The sequence below is a fragment of the Candidatus Saccharimonadales bacterium genome (genome assembly GCA_040903985.1).
Classification (GTDB): Bacteria; Patescibacteriota; Saccharimonadia; order QS-5-54-17; family QS-5-54-17; genus JBBDUI01.
Window position 1 is genome coordinate 316,043 of sequence record JBBDUI010000002.1, and the last position, 17,914, is coordinate 333,956.

16 protein-coding genes are annotated in these 17,914 nt (G+C 50.8%); 1 reads left to right on the plus strand and 15 read right to left on the minus strand.

The window, feature by feature from the left end; translation table 11 throughout:
• Window positions 1-2 precede the first annotated feature (2 nt).
• From WD467_01645 to WD467_01655, 3 genes are all read right to left on the minus strand, one after another.
• Window positions 3-4,325 (minus strand): hypothetical protein, encoded by a 4,323-nt coding sequence (locus tag WD467_01645; GenBank protein ID MEX2452594.1) that lies wholly within the window; start codon window positions 4,323-4,325, stop codon window positions 3-5.
• Window positions 4,315-4,887: a hypothetical protein gene (locus tag WD467_01650; protein MEX2452595.1), complete on the minus strand. Its 573-nt coding sequence runs from the start codon at window positions 4,885-4,887 to the stop codon at window positions 4,315-4,317. Before WD467_01650 ends, WD467_01645 begins: the two co-directional genes overlap by 11 nt.
• An 89-nt stretch (window positions 4,888-4,976) precedes the next feature.
• On the minus strand, window positions 4,977-5,609 hold the full coding sequence (locus tag WD467_01655) for a tetratricopeptide repeat protein (protein ID MEX2452596.1): 633 nt from the start codon (window positions 5,607-5,609) through the stop codon (window positions 4,977-4,979).
• 91 nt (window positions 5,610-5,700) lie between these two features.
• On the opposite strand from WD467_01655, the gene ychF reads away from it, so the two are divergent.
• Window positions 5,701-6,816: a redox-regulated ATPase YchF gene (ychF, locus tag WD467_01660; protein ID MEX2452597.1), complete on the plus strand. Its 1,116-nt coding sequence runs from the start codon at window positions 5,701-5,703 to the stop codon at window positions 6,814-6,816.
• A 69-nt stretch (window positions 6,817-6,885) separates the two neighbouring features.
• Here the strand turns inward: ychF and WD467_01665 are convergent, their stop codons facing one another.
• The 12 genes from WD467_01665 to rpsO all read right to left on the minus strand — a co-directional run bounded on the left by WD467_01665 (window position 6,886) and on the right by rpsO (window position 17,827).
• Entirely contained in the window at window positions 6,886-7,611 is a 726-nt protein-coding gene (locus WD467_01665) for a TlyA family RNA methyltransferase (protein MEX2452598.1), read from the minus strand.
• A gap of 5 nt (window positions 7,612-7,616) precedes the next feature.
• A complete protein-coding gene (efp, locus tag WD467_01670; GenBank protein ID MEX2452599.1) occupies window positions 7,617-8,174 on the minus strand; it encodes an elongation factor P in 558 nt (185 codons plus the stop codon).
• A gap of 26 nt (window positions 8,175-8,200) precedes the next feature.
• Window positions 8,201-8,395: a 30S ribosomal protein S18 gene (gene rpsR / locus WD467_01675; protein ID MEX2452600.1), complete on the minus strand. Its 195-nt coding sequence runs from the start codon at window positions 8,393-8,395 to the stop codon at window positions 8,201-8,203.
• Between the two features lie 45 nt (window positions 8,396-8,440).
• Window positions 8,441-9,001: a single-stranded DNA-binding protein gene (gene ssb, locus WD467_01680; GenBank protein ID MEX2452601.1), complete on the minus strand. Its 561-nt coding sequence runs from the start codon at window positions 8,999-9,001 to the stop codon at window positions 8,441-8,443.
• Window positions 8,889-9,245, minus strand: a complete 357-nt coding sequence (rpsF, locus tag WD467_01685) for a 30S ribosomal protein S6 (protein MEX2452602.1) — start codon at window positions 9,243-9,245, stop codon at window positions 8,889-8,891. Before rpsF ends, ssb begins: the two co-directional genes overlap by 113 nt.
• Before the next feature lie 42 nt (window positions 9,246-9,287).
• Window positions 9,288-9,518: a GIY-YIG nuclease family protein gene (locus WD467_01690; GenBank protein MEX2452603.1), complete on the minus strand. Its 231-nt coding sequence runs from the start codon at window positions 9,516-9,518 to the stop codon at window positions 9,288-9,290.
• Window positions 9,519-9,624: 106 nt separating this feature from the next.
• Window positions 9,625-10,278, minus strand: a complete 654-nt coding sequence (locus tag WD467_01695; protein ID MEX2452604.1) for a helix-turn-helix domain-containing protein — start codon at window positions 10,276-10,278, stop codon at window positions 9,625-9,627.
• Window positions 10,268-12,391 (minus strand): DNA translocase FtsK 4TM domain-containing protein, encoded by a 2,124-nt coding sequence (locus tag WD467_01700; GenBank protein MEX2452605.1) that lies wholly within the window; start codon window positions 12,389-12,391, stop codon window positions 10,268-10,270. The genes WD467_01695 and WD467_01700 overlap by 11 nt, the downstream gene beginning before the upstream one ends.
• Window positions 12,392-12,445: 54 nt before the next feature.
• On the minus strand, window positions 12,446-14,512 hold the full coding sequence (locus WD467_01705; GenBank protein ID MEX2452606.1) for a ribonuclease J: 2,067 nt from the start codon (window positions 14,510-14,512) through the stop codon (window positions 12,446-12,448).
• A gap of 28 nt (window positions 14,513-14,540) precedes the next feature.
• Entirely contained in the window at window positions 14,541-15,173 is a 633-nt protein-coding gene (locus WD467_01710) for a uracil-DNA glycosylase (GenBank protein ID MEX2452607.1), read from the minus strand.
• A gap of 72 nt (window positions 15,174-15,245) precedes the next feature.
• Window positions 15,246-17,369, minus strand: coding sequence for a polyribonucleotide nucleotidyltransferase (gene pnp, locus WD467_01715; GenBank protein ID MEX2452608.1), 2,124 nt, complete (start codon window positions 17,367-17,369; stop codon window positions 15,246-15,248).
• A gap of 191 nt (window positions 17,370-17,560) precedes the next feature.
• Window positions 17,561-17,827 (minus strand): 30S ribosomal protein S15, encoded by a 267-nt coding sequence (gene rpsO, locus WD467_01720; GenBank protein MEX2452609.1) that lies wholly within the window; start codon window positions 17,825-17,827, stop codon window positions 17,561-17,563.
• Window positions 17,828-17,914 lie beyond the last annotated feature (87 nt).

Genomic DNA, 17,914 nt, shown 5'->3' on the forward strand with positions numbered 1-17,914 from the left:
CCCTAGTTGCGCGGTACGGTGTCGTTCCATACGGCATCAGCAGTAAAGATACGGCTGAATCCAGGTGGCGGATTGACCACGACCCGACCGTCGTAGAAGAACTGCTCTGCTCCATTGCCGAGTCGATTACTGGCACCACTTGGTTGACGGGCGAGAATGAAGTTATTGGCAATTACTAAGCCGTTAATACTAAGGGGAGAGTCATCTAGTATGCGGTTGCTGTTCCCGACCGGCTGAGCGCAGCTGCGGTTACTAGTATCAGTTAAGAGAAGGCTGCCGGAGTTGAAACAGCCGTTAGCGAAGTAACTGCCGGAGATACTGGTAACGTTTGGACTGATGTAGATATTACCGGTAACGATAAAGCCGGCTGAAGGCAAGATATCCCGATCATTCACCAGAGCGGTGTTATAACTTACATTGTCGGTGATATACAGATCACCATCGACAATAATAGTTCCTGCACCCCCGGTAAAAGTATGGCTGCTCAGGTTGAGATCACCGTCACAATAGAATACGTTGTCACTCTTCTGCGCACTAGCTCGCTCTAGGTTATTGGGAATGCTACAGGTGTCTGCAGCTGTGTTAACCAGCGCCTGATAGTCTTGAAATACGTAGTTAACTGGGTCTTCCCCGTCCGGATAGAAGGCGCCGACTCGGTCGCGGTTCGGGTTTATATTGTAGTCTTCAAAACTCCGGCTCTGATTACGGAAATTAATGATCTGACTATTAGAGAACAGGAAGGCCGAATTTGCTTGCGAGTCTTGGAAGTAGCTATGTAGGTTTCCCCCAGAGAATACGTCAGCCGCGCTGACATCCACGATCGGATTATAAATAGTGGCTAAACCGCGGCCAGCTAGAGTGGCCCGGGTCGGGTCGGTACCATACAGACGTTCATCCCCAGTACCGCTGCGGTAGCGCGGACCGAGCTTACGCTCACGATTAGTATAGGTCTGCTCATAACGCACTCGCTGTAAGTTAGAGGCCCAACTCCAGCCGACGTCTACGAGTCCGTCGCTGTTACCATCATAGGTAGCGGCATTACCGTATTTACCATAAACATGACCATTGATTGCACTTGAAGAGGTATCTTCATATATCCGCTTTGCACTGGGGTAGTAAGAGGCCACACTAACGGTTGTCGTAAAGGTTGTGTGGCTCCCATTGGGGTACCGGGTGATACAGGATGAGCCAGTCTTGTACCAATCGTCCCTAAAGCTGGGCGTAATACTCTGGCTGAAGATGTGACGGTTATTGTAGGCCGGATCGCTAGTATTGTAGATCCAGCGGTTGAAATGTGACGGCTTTTGACTAGAGGCAGAGTTACTCATATTAGTAACCCCACTATCTTGCCAGAAGTTCGTCACCCCTACCCGCCCCCAAGTTGGCGTAGTACTGTAGCTACTATAGAAAGCGCTCGAAGCGTTCCCTCCATTCCCACCGTAGGGCATCTGCTGTGTAGTAGTCTGAGTATTGCGCCAACCATAGCGACTTTGGGTAGAGTCATTATAGTAGTTCAAACTATTATTACGGTAGGCCACACTGGTATTACCAACACAGTAAGTCGAGGTCGAGGTATAGCTAGTACCGGTTCGGAAGCAGTTCCACGAACCAGTGTGATGATTGTTAGGGTTAGACCCTATACTACTGTAGCTATGAGTATGCGATGAACCGGTATTACTATGTACGCAGCGCCAATGATACGCTGTAACCTGTCTTGAACCATAGTTAGTGAGTTGGATTCGATTAACACTGGTGCTTGTGGTACCCCCGCGGGGACCCCTATCCACTCCGGTAGCCCGACGGGCCTGATTGGTGTACCAGTGCCCTTTATCGTCCACCTGACTCCAGTCGACATACTCATCCCACTGCAGGTCAACCCGATCGATACTATCAAGTGAGGCGGTATAGGTCAGCGGTTCGTTAGGATTGTCATACGGTGGATTTGAGTTATCCTGTCCGTCCTGCAGGAGTGATACGGCTGTACCGCTCGCATAAATGCGATCGGCTGCCGTGTAGTCGGTACCGATATTTTGTGGGTCGTAAACAAAGTTTCCCACTCCGCCCGAACTCGTAACATTAGGGAAGGTTTGATTCGGACTGGTTTCGGTCACGTTAAGCAAGCCGGTACTGGGCTCGCGGATGTTATCCCAGGCTGGACCACTGTCTGGTCCTTGGCTCTGACGTGGTAAGGTCGACTGGCTATTGTCGGTAGGAAATAACAGCGGCTGCTGCAGTAAGTCTCGGTCTATCGGGCCCTGCAAACCGCCTTCAGCTAAAAGTCCACTCATCCCGCGTCCTTCAATGTGGATATTCGACATCTCGATATTATTAATTCGATTACCCTGAAAGCCACCGACATTACTGTTCAGTCCTGAGGCCACTCCGCCACAATAACGGTTATAGCTAGTGGTGTAGTTGCCGCAGCTAGTGACCTGGGAGCTGCTCTGAGAGCCCAGACTTTCGTCACGAATACTACGCCAATTATTCCCTCCCGGGGTAGTTGAGCCGTCCTTAGTATTAGTAGTCGCGACTCCAGTTCCGTCCGACTGCGGGACGTAGGCGGCCGGCACGCGCTTACGACAGAGTCCGGCTTCTGGCGTCGGACAGTTTGCCTCAGCAGCTAAGTTAAAACTAGTCCAGGTCTGCGGGTGGGCATTAGAAGATTGATCCCCGATTCCCATACTGTCTCCACGATCATCACCATAAATGCCCGCTAGCCATAGGTTAGTATTGTTATCATCTCCCCGATCTAAGATACCAGCATTGGGCCAAAGATAGGCCAGCACATTAATCTGAAACTGTTCATTATCCCGCACGTAAGCCTGGGGGATGTCGACTGTAGTCGCTCCATATATCCGGTGGTCGGCCGCTTCCGGCAGCGCAGCTAAACGTTCAAAGTGCCACCACACACTCACGTAGTGCTCAACAGAATCGTTGGGAACGTTTATAGTAATCGAATTCTGCTGCAAATGACCGGCGGCATTATGATAGGCCACGGTAGAGTCCTGATCCACACAAGTTGTAGCGGTTCGCACGCACATAGTTAGACCGAGAAATTCATAAGCAGCTGGATGATTACCTAAAGTATTGTTCATACCGAATGCAAAGGTATGATCCCCTGGCTGGAGACCATCAATTATATAGCTAGCTCCACCCTGACCCTCTTCCTGAGGTGAGCCCGGGCCGGCAGTATGACGAATAAAAACAGAGTTTAGACCGTTATCGGTCACATGTGAACCGTCATCTTGGTGGACTACCTTGCGGCCAGTGATTAAACCGCCCGGGTCACAAGGCGAGTTATAGTTCTGACTGTCATACGGCATCCAAATCTGGATACCGTTAGTAGTAGCGACGTTACTCCAGATCCAGGTGTACTTACGGTCCATCCGAACAGTAAACTTTTCCCAGGCATACTCGTCATTACCCCCTAGCTGTGACCCTGAGAGTGAAAAGTCTTCATCCGGTACTCGATCGCCACTTTCACGATCACGGACTTCTACTCTCCAATTCAAATTATTGGGCTGATTAGAGGCACCGTAGTCAGCGTCGAACCACTTTAAGTAAGCTTCTCCATTATGTTCTTCGATGTCATCTGCATCTAAACAGCTGGTGGCGAACTCGAGTTGAAAAGTACCCGGGCCACTACCGGAGCGTTGCTGCAGAGCGAAAGATCCGTAATCGCTTCCACTCTGATTACCGTCTGAAGGGTCTACATCATTATACTGAGTACCGTTTTGGGCTAGGTCGGCATAACCGACTATACCGCCATGGTTCAACGCCTGTACCTTAAAAGCGTTTACGCCACCACTATTAAGCCCGCCAGTGTGTAGGGCCTTTAGTAGGACTACATACTTCCCTTCACTCTCGGGTCGAATGGATTGGGTCATCGCCTCTTCCGGAATAGTGAACTCTCGATCAGGGCAGTTTGCCAGTTGACTAGAGAAATGAAAGAAAGGATTATTTTCACCTTCTCTCACTCCTAGCTCATTCACTTGAGCCCAACGAAAACTAGTCGGAGCGTTGGTATTAGTATCGACTCCGCTAGAACAGACATCACCGTTGATTAACCTGACCCTGTTACCACTGGCTTGATCAAAATAAAGCTTAAGCCATACTATCGGAGCATCAAGAGCATTTCCATTACCGTTCCTGGCTACCTCGACCCAGAAATTATTACCCCCTGGGCTGAAATCGGCCGGATTGGGCAGAATATTAACCGCATCGGCCTTGACTGGCTCGGGCTGCAAACTAACGAATGGACTAGTAAATAGACTAACCATAGCTAGAGCTAGCAAGACATCTTTTAAGTTCAGCTTAGCTTTCATCGAGAATACCCTCGAGCTCAGCGACTCTCGCTTGAGCCTGAGCTACCAAATAGTTACTCTCGCCAGTATCGACTGCCTCAGGTTCTGCCTGGGGTTCTAACAGCTCAATGTACCGCCGCTGGTAGTCTAGCTCCAGGGCAAACTGCTCTGTCTTTCGGGCAAGCTCGATCACTCCGCTGACCACAAACTCACTCTCTGTTAGACCGAGCTCTTCGGCTCCTTGATAACACTCGAGAGCAGCTGCATAATCTCCCTGTTCAAAGTATAGTCGGCCCAGCTCAGCCAGAAGGTAGCTTCGCTCCTCCGCTTGAGCGGTCTCCGTCTGGGCTGTATTCAATAGCTCGATTGCTCCGTCTAAATCACCAGCTGACCGTAGCTGTAGTGCCGTATCGATCTGTCTCTCGAAATCCGCTAATACAGCTGTATCCTGACCACCGTCCAGCACCGGCGCAGATTCGCTGTAGCGGCTATATAGCCCGTAGCCAGCCACACCGATAAGCACTACTATAGCCACACTGACTAGTATTATTTTGGATCTAATTATTTGTTTGATATCAGGCATGCCATGAACTATTCATTTTACTTTTAAGCTTATCCTTAAATATAGAGTTATTATGGGGTAATTGCAAGGTAGAAGACCGACCGGAATGATTACGCTTCAAGGCTATCCTCTAGGGTCTCTACTCGGCGTTCTATCTCCTTTATCAGGTCAGGGTCAGTGGCCTCAACTGCGCCGGAGATATCGAGGTAGCGACGATAAGTAGCCAGAGCTTTCTCCGACTCACCCGTTCGCTCCGCTAACCGTCCCACTTCCAGTAAAGCTCTCGCAAGCTCGAACTGCGTCTGGGCCTCGGCGTGAGCTATCTCGAATTGACGAAGCGCCAGCTCGTTCTTCTCTAACCCGCTATAGATTAAGCCGAGCTCGTAGTGTAGTTCATGTAACCAGTCTATATCCCGCCCTCGTTTAGTCTCGTTCTCAAGCAGAGTAATCGCAGCAAAGGTATCCCCTGAGTTAACCCGACGATAAGCCTCCCGCAGGACAGAATCAAGTGAAGCACCTGTCTGCTCACTCGCTTCCGTCGACAGTTGAGCTGTCGTATAGAGACGACCTACCACAACGGCAGCTGCTAAGAGGAGCACAGCACCTAAAGTGAGTAATGTCGGACGGCCGATACGTGAGAACCTCTTACCGACCGACTTTAACTTGTCTGCAGAAGCTAACTTGGGTAGCCTAATACGCTTATACCCTTTAACTAACGTTTGGAATCTCTGTTTCAGCTTCATAAACACATCACGAGGTTAGGTTTTATACTTAAGCGTTATTCTAGCCCAACAGATTGCCCAATAGCAAGCAGATAGGCTAGAATAAACAGATATGAGTCTATCTATCGGAATCGTCGGACTGCCTAATGTGGGCAAGTCCACGCTCTTCAACGCGCTTACTAGTAATAACGCCCTAGCGGCCAACTACCCCTTCGCCACCATCGAGCCAAACGTCGGTGTCGTGGGCGTGCCGGATGAGCGCTTGGATAAACTCGCCGGAGTCTACCCTGGAGCACCGATTGTACCGGCCGATGTCCATTTCACCGATATCGCCGGCCTGGTGTCCGGGGCCAGTACCGGTGAGGGATTAGGCAATCAGTTCCTCGCTAACATTCGTGAAACCGGCGCCATCGCCCACGTCGTGCGCACCTTTGCCGATAGCAACGTTACTCATGTGGCAGAAGATATCGATCCCGAACGTGACATCTCCACTATAAACACCGAGCTCGTCTTAGCCGATCTCGCTAGCGTCGAAAAAAGACTACGCTCGATAGCCAAGGCAGCCCGAGCTCAGCCGGCACTCAAGCGGGATATAACTATATTAGAAGAACTGTATCAAGCACTTGATAACGGGAAATTGATCACAAATTTTGTTCAAAATGGTGATGTAGGATTATACCTTGAAAAAGCCAAAGTTAGTCATGATACTCAAATTTTAGTCACTCAACTACTAACCGCTAAACCGATGCTCTACGTCTTCAACATTGATGAGCAGACTCTAACCAACGCCGCTAAAATGGCTAAACTGAGTGCCCTGGTTAGCCCTAGCCTAGCGGTCTTCATCTGCGCCCAAATCGAGGCCGAACTACAAGGACTAAGCGCAGAAGATGCTCGGGAAATGCTACAAGAATACGGTCAGCATGAATCCGGACTGAGTAAGTTAATTCACGCCGGCTTCGGCGCTCTAGGCTTGCAAAGCTTCTTTACAGCCGGTGAAAAAGAAGTCCGGGCTTGGACTATCCCCCAGGCGGCTACCGCCCCTCAAGCAGCCGGAGCCATCCACACCGACTTTGAGCGTGGCTTTATCGCCGCTGAGATCATCAACTGGGAAGACCTAGTAACGGCCGGCTCACGTGCGGCGGCCCGAACTAGCGGTAAACTCCGCACCGAAGGCAAAGACTACCAAATGCAGGATGGTGACGTAGCAGAGTTCCGCTTCAACATCTAGCCCTCCACTTCACGCAATCGCTCCATATAATAAAATTACAGTTAATTGTATGTTCGGGTGGGTTAAGACTTAAGTAGCTGGCTTTATAAGGTAGAAGCGCTCGATATTACCTTTAGCTCCGGCTACGGCGGAGTCGGCCTTATCTATGACTATGAATCCATGTTGCTTCAGCCAGAGCTCAAACTCCTTAAGGATCCGCCGCCGAATAGTATCGTTCTTAATCACCCCTTTGTGCTTACTGGCCTCAGCGACCCCTGCCTCAAACTGTGGCTTACACATAGCCATAATTATACCTTGCGGTGCTACAAACCTAGCGATATAGGGTAGGACTTGTCGCAAGGATATAAATGAGACATCGATAACGACGATATCGACTGTTTCTGGCAACTGAGCTACCCGAATATCGGTCTGCTCCATCACTACTACGCGTGAATTAGCTCGAATTCGCTCGTGCAGCTGGTTAGTCCCGACATCGACCGCATAGACTTTTGTAGCACCCTGTTGCAAGGCATAGTCACTAAAACCACCGGTAGAGGAGCCGACATCTAGCACCGTTTTTCTCTTAAAGTCTACTCCAAACTTAGCGTTAACCGAAGCCAGCTTAAGTCCAGCCCGGGAAACATACTGCATGGCCGCCTCCAGGCTGAGATCGGCCCCTGCATCTGTCTGCCAACCCGGCTTGTCTCGTCGTACCCCATCCACCCGGACCTTGCCGGCCATAATCAGCGCTGCTGCTTGAGTGCGTGATTCAGCTAGGCCACACTGGTGCACTAGATGGTCCAGACGTATCTTCATGCTCCCTACACCCGCTCGATGTAAGTACCAGTCCTAGTATCGATCCGGATCGTATCTCCTGCTGCGATAAAAAGCGGCACCTGGATATCGGCCCCAGTTTCAATCCGGCAACCCTTCATCACACTACCAGCACTGTCACCCTTAACGTTAGGATCAGCGCTCTCCACCACCACTTCCACCTTAATCGGTAGCTCCACTCCAGCCAACTCGTCGTTGATGTAGAGCAACTTCACTTCCTGTCCCTCCTGGAGATAGACCAGCTCTTCCACTACATTTTCTCGGTCCAAGCCGGTCTGCTCATAAGTATCGAGTCGCATAAAATGAGCTAACGCACCATCGCTATAGAGGTACTGGGCGGCAACTGGCTCTAAGTGAGCCGAAGCTATCTTTTCATTGCCCTTAAAGGTCTTGCTTAGAGTCGAGCCGTCGCGCAGATTCTTTAATTTTGTCCGCACTACCGCCCCTCCTCGCCCCATACTGGCATGGTCATAGCTCAACACTCGGTAGACGCTCCCGTCGAGCTCGATTAAAGTTCCTTTTTTTAGATCGGTAATACTATACATGGCAGATTAACTGCGCTCCAGAGCAATTACTCGGCTACAAACGGTAGTAGTGCTATATGGCGGGCGCGTTTAACAGCTTGGGATAGATCGTTCTGCATCTTTGCGCTCAAACCGGTCTTGCGGCGTGGCTCGATCTGACCAAACATGTTGGTGTAGCGCTGCAATGTTTTGACATCTTTATAGTCAAATACTTTGGGTGCTCTTCCGTGCTTCTTCGGCATATTTATCTCCTTGTTTAAGTTAAATCTTCTATCTTCTTAGGTCGATTAGAAAGGTATCTCACTGAGATCGACGTCGTCATCCTGGTCTTCGATCTGGGCACTCTTCTTCGGGGCCGAGCTGGCTTTAGCCTTGCTGCCACTCTCCGCTGCATCGCCTCCACCTTCACTACTAGGGCCATCGAGGAAATTGATGTCGCTAGCTACGATCTCGGTACGATAGTTCTTCTTCCCATCATCACCATCCCAAGATCGAGTTTGCAAACGGCCTACGATCATGACTCGCCGTCCCTTACTTAGATACTGGTCGGCTAGCTCAGCTAGTTTTGCCCAGGCTACTACGTTATGAAAGTCGGCCTGTTCTTGCTGATCACCGTTCTGGTCGGTCCAGACTCGGTTGGTTGCTACGGCAAAAGAGGCTACAGCACGACCACCAGAGGTGGTGCGTAACTCAGGATCCCGAGCCATATTACCTACGATTATTACTTGGTTGAAACTACGCGCCATCCTCATCCTCCTTATCCTTATCCTTAGTCTCTCGCTTATCCTCCCGCACCTCTTCTTCCGCTGGTGGTTCATAAACCACCACCTGGTGGCGTAAGACCTCATCGCTAAGACGTAAAGCTCGCTCTAACTCGGCCACTTTGCTCGTATCGAGGTCGATTACAAAGAATAAATAGACGGCAAAGGTCTGATTCTTAATCGGATAAGCTAGCTTACGCTTGCCCCAGTTATCACGTTTCACTACCTTCGCATCGACGCCATTTAGAATGTCGTCCAGCCGCTTAAGTGGTGCCTCGAGATCGATCTCGAGATCCGGATGCAGTAAAACTGCTATTTCGTATTGGTTCATCACCAACTCCTCTCTTTGGACTCCGCCCCGCACTTGAAAACGTTAACGAAAGCCAAGCCGTTTCTTGAGCTCGACTAAACCACGACCGTAACGCTTTAGTTCGCGTTCTCGCTCTAAAGCCAGGGCTTTCGATGGGAACGCTTCGTAATAGACGAGCTCCCATGGAATGCCACTCTTAGTCGCTTTACTGCGACCTAGGTTGTGTTGTTTGAATCGCTGCTTGAGATCTGCCGTGGAGCCGATATAAAAAGACTCATCTTTCTGACTCTGCAACAGGTACACAATAGTACATGAAGCGATTCTAACATAACGTTTTCAGGTGCGGGGAGAAAGGTTAACTTTATATCCAGCCTATTATACCAGATATCCGCCCCATAACTCAATCTGTTCTCTCTGGCGCCTCAGCTACCCGCACCGTACGCTCTTCCGTCGTGGTCCGCCCCATACTACTCCGAGCAACCAGCGTGAAGGTATAGGTACCTTCATCTAGGGTAACCTGATGACTAAAGCTACCGTCGTCCGCGACTATAATCGGCTGGCCGTCAATCGTCACCTCACTACCTAGACTGGTAGTGCCAGTAATAACGATCTCTCGGCTATAAATGGTCTGATCCTGAGTCGGAAACTCCACATGGAGCTGCGGGTTACCGGCCAGCAGAAGAACTTGCCAGATAATGTAGGCGATAACAGCAGCAATACCCAGCAAAATACTAGCCTGCTTGATTAGACTGGTAGTAACTATCGGTGCACCCACCTTACCATCTAGCCGCAACGGGCGCAGACGTCTGCTCTCCCCTCTACCTTCGCGGAAAAGCCGCTCGCTATACTCTGGAGACAGGCCGACGTACTGAGCATAGCTACGCAACTTACCTCGCGTATATACGTCATCACTGAGAGCGGAAGTGTCGCCCGCCTCAAGCTGGGCGATGAATTCAGTGCTGATTCCCAGGGCTCGACTCACCTGCTCCGGACTTTTCTCCCGTTTCTCTCGCGCTTGCCGTAACTGTTGAGAGAGGTCGACTTTAGAGCTCATCGTCTCCCATAATCTCAGACACATCTCTAACTAGGACGTCACGCGGACGAGAACCGTCGGGACCGGAAACGATTCCCTGTTCCTCCAGCATGTCGATCAAGCGCGCGGCGCGTGAGTAACCGACCCGGAGGCGACGCTGTAGCAATGAAGCCGAAGCCTTCCCCGACTCGATGACCAGCTTAGCTGCATCCATAAATAAGTCATCATCTCCATCACCGATATCACCGAGTGCGTTAGCTCCTCCGCCCAGCTTTACTTTCTGGTTCAGCACCTCATCGTTGTACTGCGGTGGTCGGGCTTCCCTTAAGAAATCAGTTACCTTACGTACTTCCTGCTCACTTATAAATACACCTTGATTACGTCGTGGCTTGATAAAATCAGGGGCAAGAAACAGCATGTCGCCATTCCCTAGCAACTTTTCGGCTCCGGCCGAATCAATGATGGTTCGGGAGTCGACCTGACTAACGGTCGAGAAGCTCATCCGAGCCGGTACGTTAGCCTTAATCAAGCCAGTGATCACGTTTACACTGGGTCTCTGGGTCGCTAATACCAAGTGGATACCGGTAGCGCGCGACTTCTGCGCTAAGCGGACGATTAAGCTCTCCACATCTTGAGCGGCTAGCATCATCAGGTCGGCCATCTCATCGATGACGATGACGATATATGGCATATGTTCGTCGGTTTGAGAGGAGTTGTACTCACCGATGTTACGTTTACCCAGTTCGGCAAACACGCTATAACGCCGTTCCATCTCCGCCACGGCCCACTTCAGGGCCGAAATCGTCTTCTCCGGATCGGTGATTACCGGACTGAGTAAGTGCGGGATGTCCTTATACAAGCTCAGCTCCACCTGCTTCGGATCGACTAAAATCAGCTTTAAGTCGGCCGGCGAGTTACGATAAAGGAGACTAAGCAAAAAAGCGTTAATCATCACCGACTTACCAGAACCGGTAGCGCCGGCTACTAGCAAATGGGGCATTTTAGCCAGATCGGCCACTTCGGCATTTCCTGCCACTCCACGTCCGAGAACGAAATTAAGCGAACTCTTGGCCTGTAGCCACTCATCCGCCTGTAATATCTCTCGCAAACGAACCACAGCCGATTTCTCGTTTGGCACCTCGATACCGACTGCACTCTTGCCAGGAATCGGGGCCTCAACTCGCAGCGATTGAGCCGCTAAGTTCAACGCCAGGTTATGCTCTAGCTCCGTAATCTTGCTCAATTTAACGCCGCTAGCCGGTCGCAATGTATATTGAGTAACGGTTGGCCCGATATTAACCTCTTCCATCTCAACGTCTACACCGAAGCTACGTAGGGTCTCTTTAATAATTTCGGCTTTCTCTTCGGGTTTTCCAGCGCTAGCCTTGCCCTGCTTATCTTCTAGTAACTCTATAGAAGGCAGTGTCCAGTCAGGGTCGTTACTGGCGGTTAGAACCTCCGGCTCAGCGGTGCTCTCCTCAATACGATTTGAACTGCTACCTGATTTAGCTAACGGTACTTTGGCATTAATCTTCATCTTAGCCGGCATATCCTCGCCTAGCTGAGAGGCGAAATCATCTCGCGTCTGGGCACTACTCGCCCGCAAGCGGCCGAATGCTGCCCAGACCTCGCTTAAGGTCACATTTGCAGCTAGCACTGCACCGATCACACTGGTAGCTACCAAAGCAATCCCAGCCCCTACCTGGCTTAACAGTGCCGCCAGGGCAACACTCATACCGAAACCGATCACTCCGCCACCGACACCCTGTCGGGCCGTTGCGAAGTCGGTCACATCACTCAAGAGGCTAAACAAGCCAGCTAGCGAAGCCACTAAGAGTAGTAAGCCACCGTAATGAATCAGATGTAACTCTCGTGTCTTAGCTAGAAACAGCCGGATAGCAGTGTAGATTAAAGCAAAAGGTAGTACATATACTACCCGGCCAAACTGCCAAGATAAGACATCGATCAGTCCATCAGTTAGACGACCACCGACAAAGAACAGCGCTACTAGCAGCAACAGACCGAGCGCCAGCACAGCTACGGCGGCGGCCTCGCGGCCAACGCCCGGCGCCAGACTGGCGGGAACCTGGGTTTTTTTAGCTTTGGATTTGGACTTTTTTGCCGACTTTGCCATTACTCAAGTAGTATACAGGACTTAACCTGATCGATGCACCGTAATCGCCACAGATTACTGCTGATTCGAGTTGGGTGCTTTAGCCTGACTAGGCTTAGCCTGGCCAGACTGACCGTTTGGTGGAGTATTCCCGCGGTGGCGGTTACGTCCTCCCCCATTCGGACGGGACTGAGACTTACCCCCACCCCCAACCAAGTTGACTACTGGAATTACCATTGGAGCCTTACCGGTCTCATTAAAGAGAAAGCCACTAACTTCATCGCGCAAGTTCTGTTTGAAGACTTTTAGATCACTCCGACGAATCTGCTGCTTAGTGAAATCACGCAATTGGTTACGTAGGCCGTCAAGTAGTTCACCCTGCTCCTGCATGTGGATGAAACCGCGCGAGATGATATCCGGGCTGCTTAACATCTGCTTCGACTGCTTATCGACGGTCAGTACGACCACTACTATGCCGTCCTCGCCCATGAGCAGACGGTCCTTAATCACTAAGTTCGGCACAACCGAGCCGGTCTGATCGACCAGTACCGTACCGGCCGGGACATGACCGTCTCGGTTCAGCTGGCCAGAATCGTTAAACTCAAGTACGTCACCGTTATCGATTAGTACGACCTGCTCCCGAGTGTAACCGGCGCTTTCGGCGATACTGACGTAACGTTGGCGGTGGAAATACGGACCATGATTCGGCATGATGTACTTCGGCTTGGTCATCTCAATCATCTGTTTAAGCTCATCTCGGTTACCATGACCGGAAACGTGCAATGGACCACAACCGTCGAGTTCGTGAGTTCGGTGACGGTAAACGCTAGCACCCAGCCGCATCAGACGATCGACATTTTTCGCCACTGCCACTTCGTTACCGGGGATTGGGTTTGAGCTTAAGATCACGGTGTCGCCCTCTTTGAGCTTGATGTGGTTGTGATCGCCATAAGACATTCGCTGCAGGGCGGCGTTAGGTTCACCCTGAGAACCGGTGCAGATAATGGTCACCTCACGATCATCGACGTTGGCGATGTCTTTCATGGCCACGATCGTACCCTGAGGAATCTTCATATAGCCCAACTTGAAGGCAAGCTCGACGGTGGCTAGCATACTGCGGCCATCGATGGCGACACGGCGGCCGCTTTCAACGGAAGCGTTAATGATCATCTGCATACGGTTAATATTACTGGAGAATGTCGAGACCAGTACTCGCCCGCTGGACTGATGCAAAATGTCATGGAAGCTCTTCTCTAGAGTGTGTTCCGTCTCGGTACGTCCTGGGCTCTCGGTATTGGTGCTCTCAGCCATCAATAGCAATACACCTTCACGGCCCAACTCCTCTAATCGACTAATGTCAGACGGGTGGTGATCCAGTGGTTCTGGATCGAGCCGGAAGTCACCAGTGTGGATAATGCGACCAACTGGAGTATCTATCACTACCGCGGTACAGTCCGGAATCGAGTGAGTAACGCGTACCAGTTCGATGAAGAAGGGTCCAACCTTCAGCTTCTCATGGTTGTCGATATTCATCGCCACTGTCTCTGGTACAAAATCTAACTCGAGGTCACTGTCTTTAATCTGTTTCTCCACCATACCGACGGTAAAGGTAGAGCCGTAAACCGGGGCCGGGATCTTCGGTATCACAAACGGAGTAGCTCCAATGTGGTCTAGGTGGCCATGAGTAAAGACATAGCCGCGTACCTTGTGTTTAATCGACTCTAAGTAGGTAATGTCCGGGATGCCGTAGTTAATGCCCGGCAGATCCAGTCCGAGGGCAAATCCACAGTCGACTACGATAGCATCATCGCCGTACTCGATTACGTTCATGTTGTTGTTACCGACCTCATCTTGACCGCCTAGTGGAGTCACTTTTAGCTTCGGTGTGCCCTCATCAAGCTGATTGGCCTGTTTCTGACGCATAGCTAATCGAGCACGGTCAGCATCGGTTACGACATCATCAAACAGCGCATTACGGTGGGCATCGTCTTGATTACGACGCACCTCACGTTCGGCTGCTCGGGCATTACGCCGTGAATTGTGTGGCTTGCTGTTGGCCGATGACTGATTCTGCGGCCGACGATTCCGACCACGATTCCGATTTTGGTTATTGTTATTGTTCTTCTTATTTTCTTCTGACATAGTTTATGTCTCCTTATTATATAATTGGTTAATTAGTTAATAATTCTAAAATTTGGGGTATCTGGGCAAAGTCATCCAGTAAGGTTTGCCGCTGAGCGCCGTTATACAGTGCAGCGGCAGGATGATATAGCGGCAAAAGGACTACTCGCCCATCAGCTAAGAGGTCTGACTCTAGCTGCATGGGCTTGACGTCACCCGCACCGGACTCCATCAGCTTAACGCTTTGCGGTTGCCCGTGAATGTGGCCGATAGTTTCGTTCGGCAAGAACACATTCATAGGAAACCGTCCGAGAGTGACTACTAACTTCGGCTGAATGATTTCCAGCTGCCGAGCCAGATACGGCATAAAGGCCGCCACTTCAGCCGGAGCAGGATCTCGGTTGTCTGGCGGACGATACTTTACAATGTTAGTAATGTAGATATCATCCCGGGCTAAATTAACCGAGTCCAGCATTACGTCTAGGAATTTTCCAGCTGCGCCAACAAATGGCTGACCACTCTCATCTTCGCGCTTACCGGGTGCTTCACCGATGAAAACGGTGCTGGCATCGGGATTGCCGGCACCCATGACTAACTGTTGGGCCGTAGCCCGTAACTCAGCAGTAGTACCACTGGTCTCAATATCTCGGGCCAAAGTATTTAACTGAAGTGTCTTATCCATAGTTACAAACGGCATAGCTAGCACCGTGAAGCTACTGCCGCGACTGCTAAGTCGAGCCTAGCTCTCCGGTTGCTACTCATCGGCAGCTTTCTTGCTTAGCTTGAGGCGACCCATGTCGTCGATACCGATTAGTTTGACGCGAATCGAATCGCCCTCACTAACCTCATCTTCTACCCGCTCAATTCGGTGATCGGCAAACTCGGAAATATGCACGAGTCCATCCTTGCCAGGCATGATCTCAACGAAAGCACCGAAGTCCATGATCTTCACCACCTTACCATCGTAGACGGTGCCGATCTCCGGATCCTCAGTTAGACCACGGATCAACTCGATCGCCTTCTCAGCTCCAGCTGCATTACCGGTCTCTGCCGCTACCAGAACTAAACCGTCATCTTTAATATCGATCTGAGCCCCGGTTTCGTCAATGATGCCGTTAATCGTCTCGCCGCCCTTGCCGATGACGGTCCGAATCTTATCTGGACTGATCTTAACCGTCAAGATACGCGGCGCATTCTGGTTAAGCTCGGGTCTAGGGGCCTCTAGTACGCTTAGCATATGGTCGAGGATATGAGCTCGACCAGCTTTAGCTTGGGTTAAAGCCTCGCTCATGATCTGAGGTGTAATACCTTTAACCTTGATATCCATCTGCAGCGCTGTAATGCCCTCACTAGTTCCAGCCACCTTGAAGTCCATATCACCGGCGAAGTCCTCGGCACCAGCGATATCAGAGAGAATCTTATACTCCCCGTCTTCGCCCTTCATCAATCCCATAGCGATACCGGAAACCGGTCGCTTCAGCGGTACACCGGCGTCCATCATACTCAGTGTCGCACTGCAGACACTAGCCATCGACGTCGAACCGTTACTAGTAGTAATCTCTGAGACGCTACGGATTACGTAAGGGAAGTCTTCCTGAGAAGGAATCATCGGGTCCAGTGCTCGTTCAGCTAAGGCACCGTGACCGATCTCCCGCCGACCAGGTGTGCGCATCGGGCTCACCTCACCGACCGAGTAACCGGGAAAATTGTAATGATGCAGGAAGTGCTTTTCGCGATCTTCTTCCATAGTGTCAATCATGAGAGCAAAACTCGACGAGGCCAGGGTAGTAATATTCAGCGCCTGGGTGCTACCTCTAGTAAAGAGAGCTGAGCCGTGAGTTCGAGGCAGTACCCCTACTTGGGAGCTAAGCGGTCGAACTTCATCAGTTTGGCGATTATCCGGACGAGCGCCTTCCTCTAGAATAGCCCGCCGGACTTCACGCTTAATGGCAGCCTCAAAGCTCTCCGACACGTGAGCTCGTTCGTAACGATCGGCATGCGTACTAGCAAAGTGCTCGATCACTTCCTCTCTCAGGTTCTCTACTGCCCGGTGCCGCGCATAGTGACTTTCGTGACGAACGGCTGGGCCTAATCGATCGCGCAAAAACTTACTCATCTCATCTTCCAACTCAGTATCATCCTCATGGACCTCATACTTCATAGTAGTCACTTCCATCTGCTGGGCCAGATCCTGCTGTAGCTTAATCACTGGCTGCATAGCCTGATGGGCCAGCTCTAGAGCCTCACTCATCGTGGCTTCATCTACTTCGTCGGCGGCTGCCTCTACCATCATGATAGCTTCGCTTGTTCCGGCTACGGTCAGCTCGAGATCACTCTCATCCATCTGCTTGTTAGTCGGATATGGCACTAACTTGCCGTCGATCAAACCTACCTTCACCCCGGCAATCGGTCCGGCAAAAGGAGCTCCACTGAGCGTGAGAGCACTAGAGATCGCGATCATAGCCAGAATGTCGGTACTGTGCTCCATATCGGCACTCAACACAGTAGCTACGCCCTGAACATCATGACGGAAGCCTTTCGGAAACAGGGGTCGAATTGGTCGGTCGATCAACCGCGCCGTTAAAGTGGCGGCCTCACTAGGGCGACCTTCCCGCTTAACGTAACGTGAACCGGATATCTTACCGGTAGCGTACATCTTCTCCTCATAATCAATTAGTAGCGGGAAAAAATCAATGCCATCCCGTACCTTGTTCGACACTACGGCCGTCCCCATGATGACAGTATCACCATATCGAACCGTAACTGCACCATCGGCTAGAAAGGCCATATGTCCGGTCTCGATCGTCAGTGTCTTACCACAAAACTCGGTCTCGACTTTTAGTTGTTTTCCGTTAAATGGGTGGATAATTGTATCCATAGACTCCTTTGCTTACCACATATGAGGCAGGGTACAGACATCGCTTTATAAAAAGCATGGCTGTTGCACTACCTCAACCTGGATAAATTAATTTATTAACACTTACGATGACTCCTCTACACTTCGTCATCCTAAAACTGTTTCAGGGGTGAATCAGCTCAGCCTAAGCTGAAACAGATCCAGAATGACGCTTAGCGACGAAGGCCTAGCTTCTTCACAATCTTCTGGTAGCTATCAACATCTTTACGCTTGAGATAGTCGAGCAGACGGCGGCGCTTACCTACCATCTGTAGCAGGCCGCGGCGGGAGTGACGATCCTTCTTGTGAATCTTAAGGTGTTCGGTCAGAGACTGAATACGCTCGGTAAGAATACCTACCTGCACCTGAGGAGAACCGGTATCGGTCTTGTGGGTGCCCAGCTCTTGGACAATTTGTTGTTTCTTCTTATTCTCTAACATTGCTCTTTCATAGTACCAATTATTACGACTTGCAACAATAACACAGCGCACTGAAACGGCGCAACTAGTCTGTTATCTTACCCTGTT